24 protein-coding genes are annotated in these 24,143 nt (G+C 64.8%); 15 read left to right on the top strand and 9 right to left on the bottom strand.

Annotation, left to right across the window (positions count from 1 at the left end):
- Positions 1-43: 43 nt before the first annotated feature.
- Positions 44-1,273, top strand: coding sequence for a hypothetical protein (locus tag RLO07_RS13915; RefSeq protein WP_462292732.1), 1,230 nt, complete (start codon positions 44-46; stop codon positions 1,271-1,273).
- 34 nt (positions 1,274-1,307) lie between these two features.
- Here RLO07_RS13915 and RLO07_RS13910 read toward each other — a convergent pair whose 3' ends face one another.
- Positions 1,308-1,934: a midcut-by-XrtH protein gene (locus tag RLO07_RS13910; protein WP_462292731.1), complete on the bottom strand. Its 627-nt coding sequence runs from the start codon at positions 1,932-1,934 to the stop codon at positions 1,308-1,310.
- Positions 1,935-2,163: 229 nt separating this feature from the next.
- On the opposite strand from RLO07_RS13910, the gene rfbD reads away from it, so the two are divergent.
- Both rfbD and rfbB read left to right on the top strand, forming a co-directional pair.
- Positions 2,164-3,045 (top strand): dTDP-4-dehydrorhamnose reductase, encoded by an 882-nt coding sequence (gene rfbD / locus RLO07_RS13905; protein ID WP_462292730.1) that lies wholly within the window; start codon positions 2,164-2,166, stop codon positions 3,043-3,045.
- The gene (gene rfbB / locus RLO07_RS13900; protein ID WP_462292729.1) at positions 3,038-4,105 is read left to right on the top strand and encodes a dTDP-glucose 4,6-dehydratase; all 1,068 of its coding nucleotides are present in this window, start codon (positions 3,038-3,040) and stop codon (positions 4,103-4,105) included. The genes rfbD and rfbB overlap by 8 nt, the downstream gene beginning before the upstream one ends.
- Positions 4,106-4,160: 55 nt before the next feature.
- On the opposite strand, the gene RLO07_RS13895 is transcribed toward rfbB, so the two are convergent.
- Genes RLO07_RS13895 through rfbA form a run of 3 tightly spaced genes read right to left on the bottom strand, consistent with a single transcriptional unit; the run spans position 4,161 to position 6,426 of the window.
- Positions 4,161-4,937 carry an SDR family NAD(P)-dependent oxidoreductase gene (locus RLO07_RS13895; RefSeq protein ID WP_462292728.1) on the bottom strand — a complete coding sequence of 259 codons (777 nt, stop codon included), beginning with the start codon at positions 4,935-4,937 and terminating at the stop codon, positions 4,161-4,163.
- Between the two features lie 45 nt (positions 4,938-4,982).
- Positions 4,983-5,531, bottom strand: coding sequence for a dTDP-4-dehydrorhamnose 3,5-epimerase (gene rfbC, locus RLO07_RS13890; RefSeq protein WP_462292727.1), 549 nt, complete (start codon positions 5,529-5,531; stop codon positions 4,983-4,985).
- Positions 5,521-6,426: a glucose-1-phosphate thymidylyltransferase RfbA gene (rfbA, locus tag RLO07_RS13885; RefSeq protein ID WP_462292726.1), complete on the bottom strand. Its 906-nt coding sequence runs from the start codon at positions 6,424-6,426 to the stop codon at positions 5,521-5,523. The genes rfbC and rfbA overlap by 11 nt, the downstream gene beginning before the upstream one ends.
- A gap of 233 nt (positions 6,427-6,659) precedes the next feature.
- Here rfbA and RLO07_RS13880 point away from each other — a divergent pair, with 233 nt between their 5' ends.
- From RLO07_RS13880 to RLO07_RS13870, 3 genes are read left to right on the top strand one after another with little or no spacing between them, the layout of a single operon-like run.
- Positions 6,660-7,964: a glycosyltransferase family 4 protein gene (locus RLO07_RS13880; RefSeq protein ID WP_462292725.1), complete on the top strand. Its 1,305-nt coding sequence runs from the start codon at positions 6,660-6,662 to the stop codon at positions 7,962-7,964.
- Entirely contained in the window at positions 7,951-8,667 is a 717-nt protein-coding gene (locus RLO07_RS13875; RefSeq protein WP_462292724.1) for a class I SAM-dependent methyltransferase, read from the top strand. The genes RLO07_RS13880 and RLO07_RS13875 overlap by 14 nt, the downstream gene beginning before the upstream one ends.
- Positions 8,664-9,743, top strand: a complete 1,080-nt coding sequence (locus RLO07_RS13870) for a prenyltransferase/squalene oxidase repeat-containing protein (RefSeq protein ID WP_462292723.1) — start codon at positions 8,664-8,666, stop codon at positions 9,741-9,743. Before RLO07_RS13875 ends, RLO07_RS13870 begins: the two co-directional genes overlap by 4 nt.
- 7 nt (positions 9,744-9,750) lie before the next feature.
- Here RLO07_RS13870 and RLO07_RS13865 read toward each other — a convergent pair whose 3' ends face one another.
- Positions 9,751-10,368, bottom strand: a complete 618-nt coding sequence (locus tag RLO07_RS13865) for a class I SAM-dependent methyltransferase (RefSeq protein WP_462292722.1) — start codon at positions 10,366-10,368, stop codon at positions 9,751-9,753.
- A 41-nt stretch (positions 10,369-10,409) separates the two neighbouring features.
- The gene (locus tag RLO07_RS13860) at positions 10,410-11,831 is read right to left on the bottom strand and encodes a TolC family outer membrane protein (RefSeq protein WP_462292721.1); all 1,422 of its coding nucleotides are present in this window, start codon (positions 11,829-11,831) and stop codon (positions 10,410-10,412) included.
- 209 nt (positions 11,832-12,040) lie between these two features.
- On the opposite strand from RLO07_RS13860, the gene RLO07_RS13855 reads away from it, so the two are divergent.
- The 7 genes from RLO07_RS13855 (at position 12,041) to RLO07_RS13825 (ending at position 18,367) form a co-directional block, all read left to right on the top strand.
- Positions 12,041-12,499 carry a DUF1249 domain-containing protein gene (locus RLO07_RS13855; RefSeq protein WP_462292720.1) on the top strand — a complete coding sequence of 153 codons (459 nt, stop codon included), beginning with the start codon at positions 12,041-12,043 and terminating at the stop codon, positions 12,497-12,499.
- Positions 12,500-12,510: 11 nt separating this feature from the next.
- Positions 12,511-13,356 (top strand): 3',5'-cyclic-AMP phosphodiesterase, encoded by an 846-nt coding sequence (gene cpdA / locus RLO07_RS13850; protein WP_462292719.1) that lies wholly within the window; start codon positions 12,511-12,513, stop codon positions 13,354-13,356.
- 92 nt (positions 13,357-13,448) lie between these two features.
- The gene (gene parE / locus RLO07_RS13845) at positions 13,449-15,341 is read left to right on the top strand and encodes a DNA topoisomerase IV subunit B (protein ID WP_462292718.1); all 1,893 of its coding nucleotides are present in this window, start codon (positions 13,449-13,451) and stop codon (positions 15,339-15,341) included.
- Positions 15,342-15,359: 18 nt separating this feature from the next.
- Entirely contained in the window at positions 15,360-16,040 is a 681-nt protein-coding gene (locus RLO07_RS13840; protein WP_462292717.1) for a hypothetical protein, read from the top strand.
- Positions 16,041-16,113: 73 nt separating this feature from the next.
- A complete protein-coding gene (locus RLO07_RS13835; protein WP_462292716.1) occupies positions 16,114-16,845 on the top strand; it encodes an NYN domain-containing protein in 732 nt (243 codons plus the stop codon).
- Between the two features lie 35 nt (positions 16,846-16,880).
- Positions 16,881-17,375: a P-loop NTPase family protein gene (locus tag RLO07_RS13830; protein ID WP_462292715.1), complete on the top strand. Its 495-nt coding sequence runs from the start codon at positions 16,881-16,883 to the stop codon at positions 17,373-17,375.
- 77 nt (positions 17,376-17,452) lie between these two features.
- Entirely contained in the window at positions 17,453-18,367 is a 915-nt protein-coding gene (locus tag RLO07_RS13825; RefSeq protein WP_462292714.1) for a haloalkane dehalogenase, read from the top strand.
- Between the two features lie 25 nt (positions 18,368-18,392).
- Here the strand turns inward: RLO07_RS13825 and RLO07_RS13820 are convergent, their stop codons facing one another.
- Positions 18,393-19,112, bottom strand: a complete 720-nt coding sequence (locus RLO07_RS13820) for an RES family NAD+ phosphorylase (protein WP_462292713.1) — start codon at positions 19,110-19,112, stop codon at positions 18,393-18,395.
- A 32-nt stretch (positions 19,113-19,144) separates the two neighbouring features.
- Entirely contained in the window at positions 19,145-19,516 is a 372-nt protein-coding gene (locus RLO07_RS13815; RefSeq protein WP_462292712.1) for an MbcA/ParS/Xre antitoxin family protein, read from the bottom strand.
- A 230-nt stretch (positions 19,517-19,746) separates the two neighbouring features.
- Between RLO07_RS13815 and gnd the strand changes: the two genes are divergently transcribed.
- Both gnd and RLO07_RS13805 read left to right on the top strand, forming a co-directional pair.
- Positions 19,747-21,213 (top strand): decarboxylating NADP(+)-dependent phosphogluconate dehydrogenase, encoded by a 1,467-nt coding sequence (gene gnd, locus RLO07_RS13810; RefSeq protein ID WP_462292711.1) that lies wholly within the window; start codon positions 19,747-19,749, stop codon positions 21,211-21,213.
- 75 nt (positions 21,214-21,288) lie between these two features.
- Entirely contained in the window at positions 21,289-21,885 is a 597-nt protein-coding gene (locus RLO07_RS13805; RefSeq protein ID WP_462292710.1) for a YceI family protein, read from the top strand.
- A 16-nt stretch (positions 21,886-21,901) separates the two neighbouring features.
- On the opposite strand, the gene RLO07_RS13800 is transcribed toward RLO07_RS13805, so the two are convergent.
- Positions 21,902-24,142: a tetratricopeptide repeat protein gene (locus RLO07_RS13800; RefSeq protein WP_462292709.1), complete on the bottom strand. Its 2,241-nt coding sequence runs from the start codon at positions 24,140-24,142 to the stop codon at positions 21,902-21,904.
- Position 24,143: the final 1 nt, after the last annotated feature.

The following is a 24,143-nucleotide window of genomic DNA, read 5'->3' as shown; positions in this document are numbered from 1 at the left end:
AACGCTACCATTCGCATATGCAAACCCTGCCCTGGAGTCCGGCATGAACCGAACCATCATTGCTGTCCTGATCTTCGTCGCTTCGGCGGGCCTGCTCTGGTACGTATTCCTCGAGCGGCCGCCTGCGGTGACCGCGCCGCCCGCTCCCGCTGCTGTTGCCGACACGCGTCGCGATACCGACTGGTATCCCCGCCGCGACTGGGAGCAGGATAGCCCCGGCACCATGAACCTATCTGTTTTTGCCTACCGGGATCGCAACCGGGACGGTGTACTCGACCCCGGTGATGTGCCGATGGCCGCAGTCGCGATCCTGCTTGAGCGGCCCGATGGCAGCCTGCGCATGACCCGCACCAACATCAACGGTTACGCCAACTTTGGTGTTCACCTGAACAATGCCAGTGCCGATATCGGCGAGCCCGGCCGCGACTACCGCTTTGAGTTGCAGGTGCCTCCGGGCTGGGAGGTCTCCAGCGGCAGCGGCTCCCACAGCGCACGGTTCGAGAAGCGCCCCGGCACGCCCGCCGGGATGGTCACTGCCTCGCCGCCACCGGTCATCGGGCTGGCGCCGCTGCTTGCGGTGAGCGGCCGCCAGGCGGCGGGTGCCGGGGCGCTGGTGGCTGTGGCGCCGGACGGCAGCCGCAGCGCGGTAACCGCGGATGCGGAGGGTCGTTTCAGCTTCCCTGCCCATACCGGCGACTGGCAGCTGCAAGCGGCAACGGGTCACGCCGGCGATACCTTGCACCGGTTCGCGGTGCGGGATGCGCCCGTGGTCCTGGGATCGCTCAATCGGCACCGCGATGCCGCGACACCGCTGCCGGCGCCAATGGTGCTGGATTTCGACGAGCTGGAGCGCTCGGTGATCGAGAAGCTGCCGGTGGGCTATCGTGGCCTGGCTTTCGACTACCTGCTCGCCATCCACAACCAGTACTATCGGGGGCCGGGTTATGTGAACGTGCTCGCCAGCGGCGAAGGGGTCGGTTACAACAGCTCCGGGTATCCGGCCACCGTCACCAGCCTGCGCCCGGGCGAGCTATTCGATTTTGTCGGCGCCTATTTCGGCGTCGCCTGGGAGCAGGCCGAGGGCGAGACTCTGGTGGTGGAGGGCTGGCGCAAAGGTGATCCGGTCTATCGCGACGAACTGACCCTGTCGCATCTGGGCCCGGTATGGTTGCAGGCCGACTATCGCGGGATTGATGAGCTGCGCTTGGAAACGGTTCACTACTGGCAGTTCACCACGGATGACATGACGTTCCGCTTGCCACAGGGACAGTGATCGCGCTCCCGGTGGTGCCGGGAGCGCTATACCCTCAGCCGGGGATGATGCCATTGAATACGGCGCAGGTTTCCGCGGGCTGCAGTACCGTGGAGGGGCTGTCGGAGCACTCCGGCACCGGCACCAGGCCGGCATTGACCATGCCAGCCTCTGGACATTCAAAACTGGGCGCACCGACATTGGCCTCGCCGCCGTTGTTGGCAATCAGTCCACTGAGCTGAATGTCGAGAATCTGCTGGGCTATCCCGGTGTTGTTGCTGACACAGTTTTCACCAGGATCAAGGGGCAGGGTGCCGCCTGCAGGATCATTGAGGGAGACCGAATTGAACGCCGGCAGTGCATAGGCCTCCGACACCAGTTTGATGCCGCTGGCACCGCTGGCGATGGCGCCGGTTACCAGCGCTGCCAGCATGAACTGGGCGCCGCTCAGTTGCCTGGACTTGATCACCCGCGCCACGACGACCAGCATCAGCGCCGCCAGCAGGATCAGCGCAAAGCCGCTCATTGCCGGTACCGCGGTCGCCGCCAGCGGGCCGTGGGTGATGCTGCCCGAGGGTGTGCCTGCCCAGGCGGTATTGCCCGCTGCCAGCGCGGCAAGTCCAATAATGATCTGTGCGCGGTACACGCTGCGCCCGGAAGCAGTGCAGAGCAGATTTGGCATGGCCTTTCTCCAGCTTTGACTTTTCATCATCGAGAATAGCGACAAAGCAGGGAAATCACAAATTGTTGCTTGCAGATCCGAGGCAGGCAGCAACGCCCCCTGTGGTAGTGCGGTACCCGGCGCTACTGCTGGCGGGCTCGCTGAAGCAGAAGCTGGGAATCCCTGGCGTCAGCCTTTACCATAGGGCGCTTTTCGTCGCGGCCAGCGCCGCGCCCACAAAGGAGCTCGCGTGAACCCCACTGTCCTTATCACCGGCGCCGGCGGTCAGCTCGGTCGCGAGCTGCAGCTTGCGGCCCCCGCAGCCGTCACGCTGATCTGCCTGGACCGTGCTGCGCTGGACATCAGCCAACCGGAACAGGTGCGCCATGTCTTCGGCGAATTGCGCCCGGACTGGGTCATCAATGCTGCAGCCTACACCGCAGTGGACGGGGCGGAGGGCGAGGAAGCACTGGCCTTGCAGGTCAATGCCGAAGGTGCGGGACACCTGGCCGCCGCCTGTGCCGGCACCGGCACCGGGCTGGTGCATGTCTCTACCGATTTTGTCTTTGATGGCGAGTCCGGCCGTCCCTACGCGCCCGCTGCGACGCCGGCTCCCCTGGGGGCCTACGGACGCAGCAAGCTAGAAGGGGAACGCGCGGTGCTGGCGGCGCATCCCCGGGCGCTGATCGTGCGCACCGGTTGGGTGTACTCGCGTTTTGGCAGCAATTTTGTCAAGACCATGCTGCGTCTGATGGCGGAGCGGGACAGCCTGGGCGTGGTCTGCGACCAGATTGGCACCCCGACCTGGGCCCGGGGCCTGGCGCAGGCTTGTTGGGCCGCGGTGGACAGGCCCCTGCTACAGGGCGTTTACCACTGGAGCGACGCCGGTGTCTGCAGCTGGTATGACTTCGCGGTCGCGATTGCCGAGGAGGGCCTGGCCGCGGGACTGCTGTCCCGCAGCCCTGCCGTGCAGCCAATCCCTGGCAGCGAGTACCCGACGCCGGCCCGGCGACCCGCCTGCAGCGTGCTGGACAAGCAGCAGAGCTGGCAGGAACTGGGTATTGCGCCGATTCACTGGCGGGTACAATTGCGTGCCATGTTGCAGGATCTCAAGGAACACGGCGATGGCTAGATCCCTGCTGGTTACCGGCGCCGCCGGCTTTATTGGTGCCAATTTTGTCCATTACTGGCGCCAGCGCTATCCCGGAGATTGCATCGTCGCCCTGGATGCGCTGACCTATGCCGGCAATCGCGCCAACCTCGCCGGCCTGGAGGGCTCGCCGGACTTCTACTTTGTGCACGCCAATATCTGTGATTACCCGCAAGTGCTTGCCACCCTGCGGGAGCACCGGGTCGACACGCTGGTACATTTTGCCGCGGAGAGCCATGTCGACCGCTCCATTACCGGCCCCGACGCCTTTATTGCAACCAATATCGTCGGTACCCACAGCCTGTTGCAGGCGGCGCGGGAATACTGGCTGGGCGGCGCGCAGCCGCTGCCGCACCGTTTCCACCATGTGTCCACGGATGAAGTCTACGGCTCGCTGGCACCGGACGCCCCGGGTTTCCACGAGGCCCAGCAGTATCAGCCCAACTCGCCCTACTCCGCCAGCAAGGCCGCCTCGGACCATCTGGTGCGTGCTAGTCACCACACCTACGGCCTGCAGGTGACCACCAGCAACTGCTCCAACAACTACGGCCCCTGGCACTTCCCGGAAAAGCTTATCCCCCTGTGCCTGACCAATATCCTCCGCGGTCTGCCGCTGCCGGTCTACGGCGACGGCAGCAATATCCGCGACTGGCTCTATGTGGAGGACCACTGTCGCGGCATCGATCTGGTGTTGCAGCGCGGGACCGTCGGCGAAACCTACAACATCGGTGGCAACAACGAGTGGTGCAACCTGGCCATTGTGGAGCTGCTGTGCGATGAGCTGGACCGCCGGTTTCATGCTGAAGGTACGCTGGCGGCGCGTTTTCCCCGGGCGCCGGCAGCCATCGGTGGCCGCGCCCGGGACCTGATCCGCTTTGTCGAGGACCGGGCCGGCCACGACTGGCGCTATGCCATCGATGCGGGCAAAATCAGTCGGGAACTGGGCTACGCCCCCGCCGAGACCTTTGAGACCGGCATTCGCCGCACCATCGACTGGTATCTGGCCAACGAAGCTTGGTGGCGGCCCCTGTTGCCTGGCTAGTTAAGGACGGGCTGGAGAGTCATGGCGCTAACCATGCTCTGGCCATTGCGGTCGCTCAGATCGGCGCTTCGGCGATGCCGCCATCAACCGTCAGCACGGTGCCGGTCATGTAGCCACCGGCCGCATTGCTCGCCAGCAGCAGTAATGGCGCGGTCAGGTCCTCCATCGCGCCCATCCGCCGCGCCGGGATGGTCTTGATATAGCGCTCCCCGCGCTCACTTTCAAAGTATTCCCGGTTGATGTCGGTCAGGAACCAGCCCGGGCACAGGGCGTTGACCCGGATCTGCTGCCGGCACAGCTCGATGGCCATGGCTTTGGTGAGCTGCACGACACCGGCCTTGGACACGTTGTAGGCAACCTTCATCGCCCCGGTGCGCAAGCCATAGATCGAGCCGATATTGACGATACTGCCTGCGGTGCCTGTTGTGGCCATGTGCCTGGCCGCGGCCCGCGCCACGCGCCACGCGCCGTTGAGGTTGGTGTCGATTACCCGCTGCCACTCCTCCTCACCGGTATCCAGGAACCGGATCGGATCGTCGGCGACGCCCGCGTTGTTGACCAGGATGTCGATGTTGCCGATAGAGCCAGTGATCTCGGCGAACGCGCGGTCGACACTGGCGGGAGCGGTGACGTCCATGGCCACGGCGCTGGCCCGGGCGCCGGTAGCCTGGATGGCAGCGACTTCGGTTGCCAGCTTGTCCGCACGTCGCGCCGCCAGGATGACAGTTGCCCCCGCCTCGGCCAGTACCCTGGCAAAGTGCACGCCGAGTCCACTGGAGGCGCCGGTAATCAGCGCGGTCTTGCCCTGCAGCTGGAAATAATCCCTGGCCATGATGGCTCCTTTTCGGTTGGGGTACGACAAGTCGTTGCCGGGGTGTCAGTCGAACAGCGGCAGCTCCGCCCAGGCCAGTCCCGCTGCATCCTTGGCCGACAGGCGCGGCTGTTCCCCTGCGGGGATCGGCCAGGTGACACCCACGGCGGCGTCATCCCAGGCCAGGGACACTTCGCTGGCCGGGTGATAGTAGTCCGTGCACTTGTATTGAAAGTCGGCGTACTCGGACAGCACATAGAAACCGTGGGCGAAGCCGGGGGGCACCCACAGCATCCGGTGGTTGGCCGCGCTCAGTTCCACCCCGTACCACTGGCCCAAAGTGGCTGAGGAGCGGCGCAGATCCACAGCGACATCGAATACGGCGCCGGAGGTCACTCGCACCAGCTTGCCCTGGGGCTGCTCGGTCTGGAAGTGCAGGCCGCGCAGGATACCCCGGGCGGAGCGGCTGTGGTTGTCCTGGACGAAGTCGAGATCGAAGCCGGCCTGGTGGAAGGTCTCCGCGTTCCAGCTCTCCAGGAAAAAGCCGCGCTCGTCACCAAATACTTTCGGTTGCAGCAGGTACAGGCCCGCCAGGGGCGTTGGCTCAAAGGTCATTGCTCAACACTCCATCCTGCTCCAGCAGTTGCCGCAGGTACAGGCCGTAGCCGCTTTTCTCCAGCGGCGCCGCCAGCGCCAGCAGCTGTTCGGCGTCAATGTAGCCCATGCGAAATGCGACTTCCTCCGGGCAGGCAATCTTGAGACCCTGGCGCTCCTCCACTACGCGGATGAAGTTGGCGGCATCCAGCAGCGAGTTGTGGGTGCCCGTGTCCAGCCAGGCGGTGCCGCGGCTCATCACTTCCACCCGCAGGTCGCCGCGGGCCAGGTAGGCCTTGTTGACATCGGTGATTTCCAGTTCGCCGCGGGCGGAGGGGCGGATACCGCGGGCGATGTCGATGACATCGTTGTCATAGAAATACAGACCGGTCACGGCATAGTGGGACCTGGGTCGGGCCGGTTTTTCCTCGATGTCGACCGCTACGCCGGCGGCATCGAAACTGACCACGCCATAGCGTTCCGGGTCCTGCACATAATAGGCGAACACCGAGGCGCCGTGCTCCCGGCGGGCGGCGCTGCGCAGGCTCTGGGTGAAGCCGCCACCGTAGAAAATATTGTCGCCCAGGACCAGGGCGGCCGGATTGTGGCCGATAAAGTCCGCCCCCAGCAGGAATGCCTGGGCGAGCCCGTCGGGGCTGGGCTGCACGGTGTAGCTGATACTGATGCCCCAGCGGCTGCCGTCGCCCAGCAGATCGGCGAAGGCGGCCTGGTCCCGCGGCGTGGTAATGATCAGGACGTCGCGGATACCCGCCAGCATCAGGGTCGCCAGCGGGTAATAGATCATCGGCTTGTCGTACACCGGCATCAATTGCTTGCTGACGGTGCTGGTCAGCGGATGCAGCCGGGTGCCCGACCCACCCGCGAGGATAATGCCTTTGTACCTGGTCGTTTCCATACCAACCCCGGTCGATGGAAAAGCGGCGATTATACGGGAAACGGTAGCCAAATTACGATAAGCCGCAGCCATTGGGCTCTGGTAAGGGGTTGCGGGGCTGGTGCTGCGGCGCATTTCGCTGCTAGAATTCCGGTCTTGGGCGCTGCGCATTTGTCTACCTTGCGTGGTGTCGCGCCCACACCCTCTCCGTCTGACAAAAAAGGGACGCCGCTATCAGGCATCTGGACACAGCAGTGAGTGATTCGGCTGCCAGCGCGGTGGCGGAGGCGATTCCGCCCATCCCGGCGGCGCTGGCCCGGCAGCGCCCTCCGCTGCGCATCGCGCTGCTGGGCTATCGCAGCAAGCCGCACGCCGGCGGCCAGGGCGTGTACATCAAGTACCTGAGCAAGGCGCTGGTGGATGCCGGGCACAGCGTGGACGTGATTTCCGGTCCACCCTACCCCGAGGTCGATCCCCGGGTGCGGCTGATCAAGCTGCCGAGCCTGGACCTGTATGAAAACGGCCTCTGGTCCTTGCGGCCACGGCATCTGCGATCACTCAGCAATATCATCGAGTGGACCAGCAAGCTGACCGGAGGGTTTGCCGAGCCCTATACCTTCGGGCGTCGCGCGGTACGCTACCTGCGTCGTCACCGCGAGGATTACGACCTGATCCACGACAACCAGAGCCTCAGCCACGGCATGGTGGAGTTGCAGGCCATGGGACTGCCGCTGGTGACCACGGTACACCACCCCATTACCAGCGATCTGCGGATCGCCCTGAGTGCTGCGCGGCGCTGGCACCAGCGCCTGCTGATCCGGCGCTGGCATTCGTTCCTGCTGATGCAGAGGAAGGTGATCAAGCAGTTGCACCACGTGGTAACGGTCTCCGATTACTCGCGCCAGGATATCGCCCGGGACTTCGGCCTGCAGCCGGCCGGGATCGCCCTGGTGCACAACGGTATTGATACGGAGGAGTTCCGCCCCCTCCCCGAGGTGCCCCGCAAGCCCCTGCGGATCATGGCTACGGCATCCGCCGATGCACCACTGAAGGGGCTGCGCTACCTGTTGCAGGCTTTTGCCCGCCTGTTGCCGCGCCACCCCGGGCTGGAATTGCTGCTGGTCAGCAAGCCCGAGCCTGGCGGGCGCACGGAACGCCTGGTCGAGCGCCTGGGGATCGCCGGCAATATTCGTTTTGTCAGCGGCATATCCACTGCGGAAATGGTCCGCTACTACGCCGAGGCCTGCATGGCCGTGGTTCCTTCCATCTATGAAGGCTTCGGTCTGCCGGCGGGCGAGGCCATGGCCTGCGGGGTGCCGGTGATCTCCACCGACGGTGGTGCGCTACCGGAAGTGGTAGGCGACGCGGGCATCATCGTTCCGGTCCGTGACGCCAGCGCCCTTGAGCAGGCGATCGAGTCCCTGCTGCAGAACCCGCAGCGCCGTGAGCAGCTGGCAGTCGCGGGGCGCCAGCGCATCCTGGAGCGCTTTAGCTGGCAGGTTTGTGCAGCGGCCATGGACGACTACTATCGCAAGGTTATCGCCGATGCAAACCGTTGATTTCAGGTACTTTCCTTTGCATTCGGGGGAGCGTGTCCTGGATCTGGGTTGCGGCGAGGGCCGGCACGCAATTGCCGCCTACGTGCTGGGTGAGGTGCATGCGGTCGGGGTCGATCTGTCCCCCGGGGACCTGGCAACAGCGCAGGCGCGATTCGCCGGGGTCGAGGAGGCGGGCAATGGGCTCAAGCAACTGGATCTCACCGTGGCATCGGCGCTGGCACTACCCTTTCCCGATGCCAGCTTCGACAAGGTAATCTGCTCTGAGGTACTGGAGCACATTCCCGACTATCGCGCCGCCCTCCGGGAAATCCGCCGGGTGCTCAAGCCAGCCGGCCAGCTCTGTGTGAGTGTGCCGCGGCGCTGGCCAGAGCGCCTGTGCTGGGCCCTCAGCAAGCGCTATCACCAGACTCCGGGCGGGCATCTGCGGATCTTCCGCGCCGAGCGCCTCTGGGCGGAGATCGAGCAGCTGGGTTTCGTCGGTTTCCACCGCCACGGTGCCCACGCCCTCCATGGCCCCTACTGGTGGTTGCGCTGCCTGTTCTGGCGCGAGGGTGAGCAGCAGTGGCTGGTGCGGCAATATCACCGGCTGCTGGTCTGGGATCTGCTGCGCGCGCCGTGGCTGACCCGGACCCTGGAGAAGTTGCTGAACCCGTTCATGGGCAAGAGCGTCGTATTCTATTTTCGCCAGCAGGCCAGCCTGTGAGTGGGCTCTATCTCAGCCGCGGCCTGTTCCCGCAGGAGTTTCTGCGGCCCACTGTGGATTTCCTGCTGGCAACCCAGAAACCCAGCGGCGAGATCCCGTGGTTCAGCGGCGGCTACACGGACCCCTGGGACCATGTCGAGGCGGCCATGGGCCTGTCCATCGGCGGCGAGCACGCGGCCGCGGTGCGTGCCTATCGGTGGCTGGCAAGCATGCAGTTGCCCGATGGCAGCTGGTGGGCATCCTACCGGGGCGCGATCGTCGACAACGACCACCGTCGGGAAACCAATTTTGTCGCCTATGTTGCCACCGGGGTCTGGCATCACTATCTGATAACCGGTGACGCTGGCTTTCTGCGCGAAATGTGGCCGGTGGTTGATGGCGCGATAGAGTTCGTGCTCGCGCTGCAGAGTGCTCACGGCGAGATCGACTGGGCCGTGGATACTGCGGGCAATCGGCTGCCGGATGCGCTGGTCACGGGTTGCAGCTCGATCTACAAGAGCCTCGAGTGTGCCTGCAATATTGCGGTTACCCTCGGTAATGAGCGCCCGCACTGGTACCCGGCCCGCACCAGACTCGGTGCGGCCCTGCGCTCGCGGCCAGAGCGCTTTGACCGCACCTGGGAGAGCAAGGCGCGTTACTCCATGGACTGGTTCTACCCGGTGCTCAGCGGTGCGTTGCAGGGTGCCCCGGCCAGGGTCCGGCTGGCGGCGCGCTGGGACGAATTCGTGCACAGCGGCCTCGGTTGCCGCTGCGTGGCGGACGAACCCTGGGTTACCGTGGCGGAGTCCTGCGAGCTGGTCATGGCGCTGCTGGCCGCGGGCGACCATGCGCGGGCGGTAGAACTGTACAGCTGGCTGCACCAGTGGCGCACGGATGACGGCGCCTACTGGACCGGCTATCAGTTCGCGGAGGATCTGCTGTGGCCGGAAGAGCAGCCGACCTGGACCGCCGCGGCGATTTTGCTGGCTGCCGATGCCCTCACCGGCTTCACCGGAGCCGCCAACCTGTTTACCCGGGTAGAGCTGTTGCAGGCGTCCTCGGGGGCGGCAGAAAAACGTCTGCGCCGGGATCAGTAGCGCTCGTTCACAGCCTGCGCAGGATAGCCAGGCTGTCGACCTGTTCGCAATGGGTGAACAACCCGGACTGCAATGCCAGGCGATGAATGGCCCGCGGTGCCTGCCCGCCCGTGGCTGCATCGAGATAGATATCGTGAATGGCGAGGATCCCGTCCCGCTGCAGGTGGCTGGCCCAGCAGCGGTAATCCGTCAGCGCGGCGTCCAGGCTGTGGCCGCCATCGATAAACAACATCGACAGCGGCGTCTGCCAGTGCCGGGCCGCAGCGGCGGAACCGGCGACGATGGGTACCACGACTTCATCGAGACCGGCGCGACTGATATTGCGGCGAAACTCGCGGAAGGTATCCACAATCGCCAGCTCCCCATCATACAGGTCGGGATCGTGGAACATCTCCCCGCGCTGATGCTCCTCTGAACCGCGGTGGTGGTCCAGGGCGAAGACCGTGCTGTTGTGCTGGCGAGCGGCCAGGCCCAGGTAAATCGTGGACTTGCCGCAGTAGCTGCCGATTTCCAGCAGCGGCCCCCTTTTACTCCCTGCCAGCGCCCAGCGATAGAGGGCGTCGGCTTCCGCGGGCAGCAGAAAGCCCTTGATGGCGTCAATGTCGGTGGGAAGATCTGCAATCATGGGTTGTTGTGCGCCGGGCTCGGGCCCGGCCCTGTGCCCGGTCAGGGAGAGGTGGTTGCGGTGGGCGCCGGCGGCGGTACCAGCACTGCGTCCAGTGCCTGGATATCCTCGGGACTCAGCAGGCCAGCCTGTTCTTTCAGGCGCATGGTATTGAGAATGTAGTCATAGCGGCTGTTGGCGTAGTCGCGCTGGGCAGCGAACAGCGTGTTCTGGGCATTCAGCACATCCACGACATTGCGGGTGCCGACTTCATAGCCGGCCTGGGTGGCATCGAGCGCGCTCTGCGAGGACACAATCGCCTGCGCCCGGGCCGCCACCCGCGACACATCGCTGACCACGGTCATGTGCAGCGAGCGCGCATTGGTGACCGTGTTGCGCGAGAGATTGATGCGGTTTTCGCGGGCAACGTTGAACTCCTGTGCTGCCCGGCGGCGGTTGGCACTGACAGCCCCGCCGCTGAAAAGCGGCACATCCAGGCGGATCTGCCAGGTATTTTCATCGAGCTCACTGTTCGGTGAGGTGTCAAAGCCGGTTGATGGAGTCCGGAGCAGGGTGCCATCGGTATCGTAGTCGGAATAACTGTAACTGCCGCTGAGCCTGGGCGCATGCTCCATCTGGTTGGCCCTGGCCAGCTGCCGCGCAGCTTCTTCCGCGTAGCGTGCAGCCTGCAGGTTGAAATTGTTTTCCAGGGCAAAATCTACCCAGGCCGTGCGGTCGGCGGGTTCCGGCAGTGTGGCGGTAAAGTCTTCCTCCAGCACATTCAGGTTGCTGTGCTCCCGGCCAGTCAATACCGAGAGCCGTTCCAGCGCAACCGCCACGTTGTTCTCGTCAACGATACGGTTGACCTGTGCCAGGTCGCGGGCAGCCTGCGCCTCGTAGACGTCGGTGATGGCAATCAGGCCCACCTCGAAACGCTGCTGGGTTTGCTCCAGCTGCCGGTCGAAGGCGCGCTCCTGTGCCCGCGATGCCTCCAGGTTGTCCTGCGCCCGCAAGACCAACAGGTACGCTTCCGCCACCCGTACGATCAGGTTCTGCTGGTTGGCGGCAAAAGTTGCCTCTGCCTGGCGGCTAAATTCCTTGCCGGACTGGAAAGTGAACCAGGCGGGCAGGTCGAACAGGGGCTGGTTCAGGCTGATCTGGTAGCCTTCGCGGCTGGTGTCGATGTCGGTTTGGGTCTGTACCGCGGTGACCCCGCCGTCCAGGCCGCCATCCACCGAGAAACTTTCCCCGATATTGCTCTGGTCGCGATCGGTATAGTCGTAGTTGGCGCTTACCTGCGGCAGCAGCCCGGCGAGACCGAGTTTCTCGGTCTCGAGGTTGGCCCGGTACTGTGCTTCCTCGGCCTTGAGCTGGGCGTCATTGGCCAGCGCCAGTTCGTAGATGTCGCGCAGGGACTCAGCCCCTGCCGGCGCAATACCCAGGGAGAGTGCCAGCACCAGCAGTGCGGCTCCTGTCTTGTTCATCCTGAATCCTCAAATATTCGGGGGTAAATATCGATTGCGAGTGTAGCAGCCCGCGTGCGGCTGCGCATGCGTTAACCACGTCGCAAAACGGGTAATATACTCGCTGTTTTTGCCAGTACAAATGCTACACTCGGTTCTCGTTGTGGGTCAGGTCGGTAGTCGATACTTGTCCGGCAGCGGTATTGCCTCCCCACAACCCGGGAACAAAAATGACCGTACAGAGGGCCAGAAAACGGCCTTACAAAATGGATCTGGCGCGCCTGCATTCCCTGTGCGAGGCCAACTATGCGCGCCTGTTGCGCCTGTTCCCCGACTATGAGCAGGGCAACGCCCGCGAGTTTGCAGTCGCCGAGGCCCGCATTCGTCTTGAGGTTCTTGAGCGCAGCCGCTACACGACATTCTTCCGCCTGCACCAGAGTCACGGCGAGGCGCGCTGGCTCAGGCGCCTCATCATTGATGTTCGCGCCTATCACGATGCCGGCATGCTGGAAGTAGGGTCGTTTCAGGCTCATCGCCGGATCCAGCCGCGCTACGCCTATCCCAATGCCCACATGTTCCAGCAGGACGAGAAGCTGCAGCAAAACCAGTTTCTCGGCGACTGGCTGGAGCATTGTCTCGCCAATGGCCGTGCGCAACATCCGGTGATACCCCGGCGCGCCGGTTCCTGACGGCTTCAGGAATGACCGCGTCCGCCGCTCGTCGTCGTTGTCACCGTGTCGCTGTCAGTGGCGATACAGTGCGCGTATTGCAGCTCACCGACACCCATTTGTGCCGCGAACGCGGCGGCAGCCTGCTGGGGATGGATACCGACCACTCTTTGCAGGCAGTGATAGCCCTGGCCCGCCGCGAACAGCCGCAAATTGATGTCCTGCTGGGCACTGGCGACATGTCCAACCACGGTTATCTGGAGGCCTACCAGCGCCTGCGCGCCTATTTTGCCGGGCTGTGCCCGGACCAGTTCTGGTTGCCGGGCAATCACGACGACCGCGTCAAAATGGACCAGGTCGATGTCGACGGCACCCTGCTCAGCAACGATATCCGCCTCGGTCCCTGGCAGCTGGTGATGCTGGACTCCCAGGTGCCCGGGCAGGTCGGTGGCCGGCTGGGCCAGGGCCAGCTGCAGCTGCTGCGGGAGGCGCTGGATGAAGCCGCCCGCGAGCAGCTGTTCAGCCTGGTCTGCCTGCATCATCAGCCGGTGGCCATCGGCTGCCGCTGGCTGGATGAGCAGATGGTCGCGGATGCCGATGAGCTGTTTGCGGTATTGGCGCAATACCCCGGTGTGCGCGGCATTCTCTGGGGCCACATCCACCAGCAGGTTGATCGCGTCTGGCAGGGGCGCAAGCTGATGGCCTCGCCTTCCACCTGCGTCCAGTTTGCTCCCGGCAGCGATGTGTTCAAGGCCGATGCGGCAGCGCCCGGCTACCGCTGGCTTGAATTGCGCGCGGATGGCGAGATCGAATCCGGCATATCGCGGGTCGAGGGAGTCTCCTTTCGGGTGGACCTGGATTCCCAGGGCTACTTGTAGCCATCCCTGCACAACAGTCTGCAAGCGCCCGCTGCTGGTGAGGTACAATGACCCGCCCCGAACAACCCAGCTGCAGGAAACCACAGGCAGGAATGAGCAACTATACCGCGGAAGACATCGAAGTCCTGACCGGACTGGAGCCGGTGCGCAAGCGCCCCGGCATGTATACCGACACCACCCGTCCCAACCACCTGGCCCAGGAGGTCATCGACAACAGCGTCGATGAGGCCCTGGCCGGACACGCCACGCGGATCGACGTCATCCTGCATCGCGACGGCGCCATCAGCGTCAGCGACGACGGCCGCGGCATGCCGGTGGATATCCACCCCGGCCAGGGCAAGCCCGGGGTCGAGGTGATCCTCTGCACCCTCCACGCCGGCGGCAAGTTTTCCAACAAGAACTACCAGTTCTCCGGTGGCCTGCACGGGGTTGGCGTGTCCGTGGTCAATGCCCTGTCCCAGGCGCTGGAAATCACCATCCGCCGCGACGGCAATGTCTATCGGATGAACTTTGCCGGGGGCGAGAAAACCAGTGACCTGGCGGTAATCGACAGCTGTGGCAAGCGCAATACCGGCACCTCCATCCGCTTTACCCCCGATGGGCAGTACTTCGATTCGGTGAACTTCTCGGTGCCCAGGCTGCAGCATGTGCTGCGGGCCAAGGCGGTGCTGTGCCCGGGCCTGCGGGTGACCTTCCTCGATGAGAAGAAAGGCGAGACCGAGGAATGGTACTACGAGGACGGGCTCACCGATTACCTCTGCGACGCCACCATCGACTACCCCTGTGTGCCCGAGCAGCCCTTTGTCGGCAGCTTCAGCGGCAGCAGCGCGGCGGCGGACTGGGCAGTGCAGTGGCTGCCGGAGGGCGGCGAGGTGATCGCCGAATCCTACGTCAACCTGATCCCCACCGCTCAGGGGGGCACCCATGTCAACGGCCTGCGCACCGGACTGCTGGACGCGGTGCGCGAATTCTGCGAGCTGCGCAATCTGCTGCCCCGGGGTGTGCGGCTGGCGCCGGACGATATCTGGGACCGCTGCTGCTATATCCTCTCGGTGAAGCTGGAGGACCCGCAGTTCTCCGGCCAGACCAAGGAGCGGCTGTCCTCACGCGAAGCCGCGGCCTTTGTTTCCGGTGTCGCCAAGGACGCCTTCAGCCTGTGGCTGAACCAGCACACCGGGGAGGCCGAGCGCATTGCCGAGCTGTGCATCAACAGCGCCCAGAACCGGCTCCGCACCGCGCGCAAGGTGACCCGCAAGAAAGTCACCTCCGGCCCCGCCCTGCCGGGCAAGCTGGCGGACTGCTCCGGCGAGGACCCGACCCGCGGCGAGCTGTTCCTGGTCGAGGGCGATTCCGCCGGTGGCTCGGCCAAACAGGCCCGCAACCGCGAGTTCCAGGCCATCCTGCCCCTGCGCGGCAAGATCCTGAACACCTGGGAGGTGGACTCCCAGGAAATCCTCGCCTCGCAGGAGGTGCACAATATCTCGATCGCCATTGGCATGGACCCGGCCAGTGACGACCTTACCGGCCTGCGCTACCACAAGGTCTGCATTCTCGCGGACGCCGATTCCGACGGCCTGCACATCGCCACCCTGATCTGCGCCCTGTTCGTGCGCCACTTCCGGCCGCTGGTGGCCGCGGGCCATGTGTATGTGGCCATGCCGCCGCTGTACCGCATCGACGTCGGCAAGGAGGTCTACTACGCTCTGGACGAGAGTGAAAAGCAAGGGGTGCTGGACCGGATCGAGGCGGAGAAGAAAAAGGGCAAGGTCAACGTCCAGCGCTTCAAGGGGCTGGGGGAAATGAACCCGTTGCAGCTACGCGAGACCACCATGGACCCGGATACCCGGCGCCTGGTGCGGCTGGTGCTGGATGCGGGCGACGGCACCAACAGCATGCTGGACATGCTGCTGGCGAAGAAGCGCGCCGGCGACCGCAAGGCCTGGCTGGAGAGCAAGGGCGATCTGGCGGATATTGCCGTGATCTGAACCGGGGAGGGCACCGGCATGAAACACCGCTTTGCATTGAGTCGTCTCGCCGCGTGTGCCGTAGTGTCTTCCGCGCTCCTGTCCCTGCCGGTGCGGGCAGAGGGTCCGGCAGGGGAGCCCGCCGAAGCGTTTGCGCGGCTGGAAGCGCGCCTGCTGGCCGCGGATTCGGTGAGCCTGGAGTTCCACATCACCGCCGAAGGTGCCCTGGCGGCGGACCTGCAGGGCAAGTTGAGGGTTGGCACCGCCACGCCTCGCCCGCACAACATGCTCCTGTCCTTGTGGGGCGAGTTTGCTGGCCAGCAGGTATCCGCAATCCTCTCCGCCACCGATACATCCATGGCGCTGGGTTCTGGAGATGAGCTTGTTGGCGAGCCGCGGTCCGAGCATCTGGCCGAGGCCGTGCTGATCGGCCTGACCCGCATGGGCCTGCTGCACAACCTGGCGCGCCTGCTCGCGGACGCCACCCCGGACCACGCCGACGGTGGCGTCCGGGACTGGGTTGCCGTGGGCGACTTTGCCACCGATTCCGAGGAGCCCGCGGCACTTTCCTTCGCGATCACCGTTGCCGGCACCCCGGCCGCCACCGCGCGGCTGGAACTGGACGCCGCGGGCCTGCCGCATCTGCGGCAGCAGACAGTGCAATTCCCCGGGGGTGAAATGCGGGTGACAGAGCGCTACTCTGCGGTTGCGATTGACTGATGGCTGCCGCACGCGGGCTACCATGCCCCTTGCAGGCGGGGAGTTTACCTGTGCGGACAACCGGGAGTGAGCAGTGGCGGAACAAAAACGGATAGCGCTTCTCATCGACTGCGACAACGTCAGTCACAATGCCATCGAAGGCGTGTTGGAGGAATTGGCCACGCACGGCATGGTCAATGTGCGCCACGCCCATGGCGACTGGAAGAGCCCCTCCCTGTCCGGCTGGGTGGAGCGGCTGCATCCCCACGCCATCCGGCCGGTCCAGCAGTTCGCCTACACCAAGGGCAAGAATGCCACTGATGCGTCGATGATCATTGATGCCATGGACCTGCTCTACAGCAACCGGATCGACGCCTTTGCCCTGATGACCAGCGACAGCGACTTTACCCCGCTGGTGTTGAGAATCCTGGAAAGCGGCCTGCCGGTGTTCGGCTTCGGGGAAAAGAAGACCCCGCAGCCCTTCGTCGATGCCTGTTCCACATTCATCTATACGGAGAACCTGGTGCCCGGCCGCGAGGACAAGCCGGACAGTCCCAAGCAGGCGGCGAAGCGCAGCCGCAACGAACTGCGGCAGGATGCGGCGCTGGTGAAACTGCTGCGTACCGCGGTGGAGCAGACCTCGGACGACGATGGCTGGGCGCACATGAGCGCCGTGGCGCATTACATTTCCAACAACAGTTCGTTCTCCCCGATCAACCACGGCTACAAGAAGCTGGGCGACCTGATCCGGGCCACAGAGTTGTTCGAGGTCGACTTGCGCGGTACCGCCATGTTCATCAGGGATGCGCGGAAGCAATCGTCATGAACCGGGTTCGGTGCGTGGTCCTGGAGGATTGAGCAATGCAACGCATCCTTGTCTTCGGCAACTCCGGCTCCGGCAAGACGACCCTCGCGGCGCGGCTGTGTGACGAGCAGGGCCTGGCCCATCTCGACCTGGATGAGCTGGCGTGGCTGCCGACCGTACCACCCGAGCGCCGTCCCCTGGCCGAGTCGGGACAGGCGATCCGCGAGTTCATCACTGCACACGATGGCTGGGTGATCGAGGGCTGCTACGCCGATCTGCTGGGGTTGGCTGTGCCATTGGCCACCGAGGCGATATTCCTCAACCTGCCCGTGGCGCAGTGCCAGGCCAATGCCCGCAGGCGACCCTGGGAACCGCACAAGTACTCTTCGCCCGCAGCCCAGGACGCGAACCTGGCCATGCTGCTGGACTGGATTGCCGATTATCCGGAGCGCGATGACGTGTTGTCCCTGCGCGCGCACCGCCGGTTATTCGAGGCGTTCCCCGGGCGCAAGCGGGAGCTGACGGAAAGTGTGGACCGCTTGGTCTGCTGAGTCTGTCGTTGGGCCGGCTCACAACAGCGCCTTGGCGCGACAGCTGTTTCCAAACCACAAGATTGAGGAGATAACCCATGGAATCCCTGCGCACCCCCGACAGTCGCTTCGAGGATCTGTCCGGCTTCGATTACCAACCCCATTATCTGCAAGTGAGCGACTTTGAGGGTGGAGAGCTGCGCATGCATTACCTGGATGAGGGTGCAGAGGACGGAGCGATAGTCCTGCTGCTGCACGGTGAGCCGTCCTGGTGCTATCTCTACCGCAAGATGATTCCCATCATCACGGCGGCAGGCTTGCGGGTTCTTGCGCCGGATCTGATTGGCTTCGGCCGCTCCGACAAGCCAGCGGCTCGCAATGACTATACCTACGCTCGCCATGTGGGCTGGATGCAGTCCTTCCTGGATCAGCTCGAGCTGCAGGCCATTAACCTCGTCTGTCAGGACTGGGGCGGGTTGCTGGGCTTGCGCCTGGTGGCGGAAAACCCGGGGCGCTTTGACTCCGTTGTCGCCGCCAACACTTTCCTTCCCACCGGCGATACGGAGTTGGGTCCGGCCTTCGAGAAGTGGCGCCAGTTCTCGCAGGAAACGCCTGAATTCCACGCCGCTGGCATCATCAAGGGCGGCACCGTCACGCCCCTGGCGCAGGAGGTGCTCGACGCCTATAACGCGCCGTTCCCGGATGAAAGCTACAAGGAGGGCGCGCGCCAGTTCCCCATGCTGGTACCGGCCAGTCCGGAGGATCCAGCCGCCGAGCCCAACCGCAGGGCATGGGAGGTCCTGCGCCAGTGGCAGAAACCGTTCCTGACCGCGTTCAGTGACTCGGACCCGGTGACTGCGGGTGTCGACAGCTACTTCCAGAGATTCATCCCGGGTGCCCGGGGGCTGGACCACGTCACAATCAACAATGGCGGCCACTTTCTGCAGGAAGACCAGGGCGAGGCCCTGGCGGAAGTTGTGGTCCGGTTCCTGCAGGAAAAGGTATTGGTTTAGTTCGCAGAGCAGGATCCGGGGGGATTCACGCAGCGGGCCGCGGCAGCCGACCATCGACCAGAAACAGCTGCAGGGGAAATCGCAGCACCTCGGCGCCGGCCTGGGGCTTGAAGGCAACCTCCCCGGCGCTGAGTTCACAGAACCAGGCCTGCATGGTCGTCGGCGCCCGTCGGGTGAAGGCCGCCGGTGTCAACAACCCCACGCAGTTGCCGCCCCTCGGGTCCCGCGCCGAGGCGTATTCGAAGGCTTCCACGCCCGCCGCGCGCATGGCGTGACCCAGGGCCTGGCTCTGCCGGTAGTCAGTGGGGTCGCGCAGGATCTCCCGGTGGGTATCGAAGGGCGGTTGCTGCAGCCGCACCCCGCGTTCGGAGCGGTAGGGTGCTGTGAACAGAGTGTGCTCTGAATGCAGTACCGCCGTAGGCGGGCCAGCCTGGATGGAATGCCAGAACACGAACCGGTAGAAGGCTGCCTCCGCGAGGGTCGCCGAGCGGGAGCCACCGCCGTAGAAAATGCCTGGCTCGTGCCTGCCGCCAAAGCGTGAACCCCAGGTCAGCGGTGGGTAGCGGAAGGGTGTGGCGAGAAGATAGTGAAGCCCGGTCCTGCCGTAGGCGGGGTAGTCGGGCTTGCTGCTCTCCAGCAGCTCCTCGAGCAGGGCCTGCTCTTCCAGGCTGTCCACATAGCCGAGGGTGGCGACACGCTCCTGGCTTTCCACCAACCGCAACAGGCGCCCCTGTACCGGGCCCATGTGGTTTGGGCCGTTGCAACGTTCCCAGAGTGTCACAGCTTGCCGCGAATGCCGTCGACGAAGCGCAGCACGTCAATCAGGCCCTGGACACTCTGCACCTGATCGGCGGGCACCCCGCCGGTGACCTGGTTGGGGCTGTGCATGAAGTGGCGGATCCACTCTTCGTCCCCGCCCGCCAGCGCAAACAGGGCCCGCGCCAGGCGTATCAGCAGCAGGGCCAGCTCGCCCTGCTTGCTGTCCGGGGCCAGGCTGCCGTTGTGCTTGAGGCGACTGATGCCGGTGCGGTGCAAACCCACTACTGCGCCCAGCTCGGCCTGGCTCAGGCCCAGCTGCCGCGCTGCCCGCAGGACGGCCTTGGCCAGGACCTGGCCGGCTTGTGGCGAGGGTTGGGTTGCGGTGCTCATTGCGATTTCCTTCTTCATGTCACTTTTGCACAATGTAGTACATATCTGTTCTTTATGCACATTGCGGGGTGCGCTGTGAGGTCACGCCGCGAGCCGGTGACCCGGTACCGGACTATCGTGATATTGTTCTATCCGGTCCGATCTGCCATGTTAACGCAAGCGGTCGGGATCAATCCCTTGCCATAGCCATCGCGGACCCTCGAAGGACCCCCGGATCCAGGAGCCAGCACATGCACAACGATATCGGCCTGATCGGCCTAGCGGTCATGGGCCAGAACCTGGTCCTGAACATGGCCAACCACGGCTTTTCGGTTGCGGTCTACAACCGCACTGCCGCTACCACCCGCAGCTTTATTGACGGTCTTGAAGCCGAGCCGGAGGACAAGGTCTGGCAGGGCAGCGCGGGCCGCATACAGGGCCACAGTTCACTGCAGGAGTTCGTCGCTTCGCTGCAGCGGCCGCGGCGGGTGATGCTGATGGTCAAGGCAGGTGCGGCGGTGGACGCGGTGATTGCCGACCTGCAGGCGCTGCTGGAGCCCGGCGACATCATTATCGACGGCGGCAACAGCGACTACCGCGATAGCAACCGGCGTTCCGCTGCCCTGCGCAAGGCCGGTCTCGGCTTCATCGGAGCCGGGGTGTCCGGCGGTGAGGAGGGTGCGCTCAAGGGGCCCTCGATCATGCCCGGTGGTCACACGGATGCCTGGCCGGCGGTGCGCAACATTTTCCAGGCCATCGCCGCCAAGGTGGGTGCCGGGAGCGACATTCCCTGCTGCAAGTGGGTCGGGCAGGACGGCGCCGGCCACTACGTGAAGATGGTGCACAACGGTATCGAGTACGGCGACATGCAGTTGATCTGCGAAGCGTATTTCCTGCTGCGCGAGGGCGCCGGTCTTGGCAACGAGGAGCTCTACACCGTGTTCCGGGACTGGAACGAGGGCGAGCTGGCCAGCTACCTGATTGAAATCACCCGCGATATCTTTACCGTCAGGGACCCCGAAACCGGCGACTTCCTGCTGGACCGGATCCTCGACACCGCGGCCCAGAAGGGCACCGGCAAGCTGATGAGCCAGCATGCCCTGGACCTGGGCGTGCCCACAACCCTGATTACCGAGGCGGTGTTCGCCCGTTGCCTGTCGGCGCAAAAGGATGCGCGGGTGCGCGCCAGCAAAGTGCTGCCGGGCCCGGGAACCACGTTTGCTGGCGATCGCGCGCAGTTCATCAGCGACGTGCGTCATGCCTTGTACGCCTCCAAGCTGGTGAGCTATGCCCAGGGCTTCGTCCAGCTGGATACGGCGGCGACGGAGTTTGGCTGGGATCTGGACAATGCCGGTATTGCCATGTTGTGGCGGGGCGGCTGTATCATCCGTTCAGTATTCCTGGAGGATATCGCCGATGCGTTCCGGCGCGAACCGGGGCTGGACAACCTGCTGCTGGACGACTTCTTCCGCAGTGCCGTCGTCGACGCGCAGCCGGCCTGGCGGCGCGCGGTGATGACTGCGGTGGAACTGGGTCTGCCGGCGCCGGCCTTCGCCTCGGCCCTTGCCTGGTACGACGGCTACCGCAGCGCGTGCCTGCCGGCGAACCTGCTGCAGGCGCAACGGGATTATTTCGGTGCCCATACCTACGAGCGCAGTGACAGGCCGCGCGGCGAGATGTTCCACACCGACTGGATAGCTGCCCGCAAACTGTCCTGAACCATTTTCAGCATTTGCACACAAACCTTACTATAGTGCGGTCCAACTGTTCACTTTGCCGATGGAGAAATTGCGATGATGTTGAAACTGACCAAACTGATGGGCTTGTGTGTCCTGCTCGCGGCCGCGGCCTCGGCTCAGGCCCAGCAGTGGGAGCTGGATAACAGCCGGTCCAGCCTGGACTTCCTGTCGATCAAGAACGACGCGGTGGCCGAGAGTCATCACTTCACCGAGATGGTCGGCTTTATCGGCAGCGAAGGTAAAGTGCAGATCGGCATAGACCTCGACAGCGTCGAGACCCTGATCCCGATTCGCAATGAACGCATGCGCGAACTGCTGTTCCGGACCATGGATTTCCCTGCCGCCAACGTCCACAGCCAGGTGGATCCGGCGATCCTGGCGGTAGTCGCGGACGGCGGTGTGGTGACCACGGATATCGAAGTCGTGTTGTCCCTGCACGGCCAGCAGGCCACTTTGTCGGTGCCGGTGCTGGTCAGCGGCGGCGAGGGCAGCCTGCTGCGGGTGATCAGCGCCCGACCGGTCGTGGTCAATGCCGGTAGTTTTGGCCTCGGGGCGGGCGTAGAGGCCCTGCGGGAAGTGGCTGGCCTCAACGCGATCAGTACCGCGGTACCGGTCACCTTCCACCTGATATTCGTGCCCGCGGAATCCTGATTCCGCCCTTTAGGGGCTAGGGGCGGGTGCCCCCCGCCAGCCGCCGGAGCAGTGCCCGGTAAGCGGGGTTGCCCGGTGCCGTTCGCAGCAGTTCACGGGCCCAGTCCAGGGCCTGCTCCCGTTCCCCCAGTTCTTCGCTGTAGTTCACCAAAGCCACCAGCACCTGTTCGTCCCCGGGTACCTGGCGCTGGATGGCCTGCAGCTGGCTGAGTGCGGCCCGTGGCTCGCCCTTGTCGTGCAGGGCGATGGCATAGACGTATCGATGGCGCACGCCCTGCTGTTCCAGCGCCGCTGCCTGCCCCAGATAGGCAAGGCCCTGCTGACGGTTGCCCGCGCGGGTTTCCAGCAGCCCGAGAGCATGCAGTGCCGCGCCGCTGTCCGGCGCCGTGGCCAGTGCGGCCTGCAGCTCCTCCCTGGCCTCATCCTCCCGCTGCAGACTACGCAACAGGTCGGCCAGGTTCAGCCGCGCCGGCAGCAGCTGGGGATTCAGGTAGAGCGCCTCCCGATAGGCACGCTCCGCCGCCGGCAGGTCGCCCCGGTTGAGCAGGAACAGACCCAGTTGCAGTTGTACACCGGGCATGTCCGCGTGTTGTCGCTGGATGGTGACGTATTCCGCAAACAGTGCCCGCAGGGCCTCAGCGCCCTCGTCGAGCTGATCCAGCGGCACCTGCGCCAGCGCCTCGGCGACGGCCATGCGCACACTGGTCACGCTGTCGGAGATCAGCGGTTGCAGGATCTGGTAGCGGCGCCCCAGCGGGAGCCCCGCCAGGCTGCGCACGGCGCCCATGCGCAGTAATGGATCGGACCCGTGCAACAGGTCGAGGAGGATATCGGTGGGTGGAAGTTCGCCCGCGCGCCCGATCGCCGCCAGCGCCGTGGCCCGCAGCACCGGCGCGGTCCCGGAGTTCCGCACCAGGTCCTGTAGCTGTGGCACGGCGGCCCGGTTGCCCGCCGTCAGTTGCTGCAGGGCGCGCGCCGGATGCTCTGCGGTGGAGCTGAAGCGCACGCCCCAGCTGCGGGTTGCATCCAGCGCCCACTGTGCATCCCGGTCCTGGTGGCACTGGTTGCAGGCATTGGGTACACCCATGACCACGCTGAGATCCGGCCGCGGGATACGCATGCTGTGATCCCGGCGCGGATCGACCACCATGTAGGTCGTCGCCGGCATGTGGCAGTTGGCGCATTCTGCGCCCGGGGAGTCCGCAGGGTGGTGATGGTGTTCCGGCTGATCGTACACCTCCGCCTTGTGACACTGGGCGCAGGCGCCGTTGCCCGGTGCTCGCAGCTGCAGGCTGTGGGGCTCGTGACAGTTGCTGCAGACCACCCCGGCCTGATGCATGCGGCTCTGGATAAAGGAGCCATAGACAAAGACCTCGTCCCGGATCTGGCCATCGTGGTAGTACAGCGGCTCCTCGGGCAGGGCCAGGCGGTGGGTATCCAGCAGGGGCTTGCCGTAGTGGTAGGCGCCGAGATTGCCGCGCCGGGAGTGGCAACGGCCACAGCTGTCGATCTGGGCATTGGACGCCAGCGGTGTCGTGCGCCGGGCAATGGCCCCCTGCTCGGCGAAGACCCAGTCGCCGCGCTGGGCCAGCGCAGTCGGGAAGCCGCTGTTGTCCCCGGCGTCGGCGCGATTTGGCTGCACCCGTTGCAGGTGTCGCTCGCCGGGACCATGACAGGCCTCGCAGCCGACGTCGACCGCGCTGAAGCGGGTATCAAAGCTGTGACTGCCGGCGTCATAACGCTTGTCCAGGTTGGTGCTGTGGCACTCGGCGCAACGGGTATTCCAGTTCATGTAAGGGCCGGTCCAGTGCAGGGGGTCGCTGTGGTCGGTCACCTCCTCTGGATTGAGATGGAACCAGCGCTGGCCGCCGTCCTCCGCTGGCCGTGTGTCCCAGGCGATATCGAAGGCCTGCAGGCGGCCGCGCGACAGCGGCAGCAGGTACTGTTGCAGGGGCTCGACACCAAAGACGTAGCGCACCGGGAAGTCCTGCAGGGTACCGTCCTCGCCGGCGGTGTGGACGATGAAATCGTCGCCGTCCCGGGAGAAGGTGGTGGTTACCCCGCGGCGGGTGAAGGTGGCGCCGTCGAAATCACCGAGTACCGTGTCAGCTGCGGGCTCCTGCATGGCCAGGTCATGGTGCGAGTTCTGCCACAGCTGGTGTTCTGCCCGATGACAGTCGGCACAGCGCTCGCTGCCGACAAACTGGTCGGCACGGGCTTCGCTGGCGAGCAGCAACAGTAAAACGAGGGACAACAAG

It is taken from the genome of Haliea sp. (assembly GCF_040221975.1).
In the GTDB taxonomy this organism is placed as follows: domain Bacteria; phylum Pseudomonadota; class Gammaproteobacteria; order Pseudomonadales; family Halieaceae; genus Haliea.
Note: the sequence above shows the minus strand (reverse complement) of the source record. Positions and strands in the feature narration are given on the sequence as shown.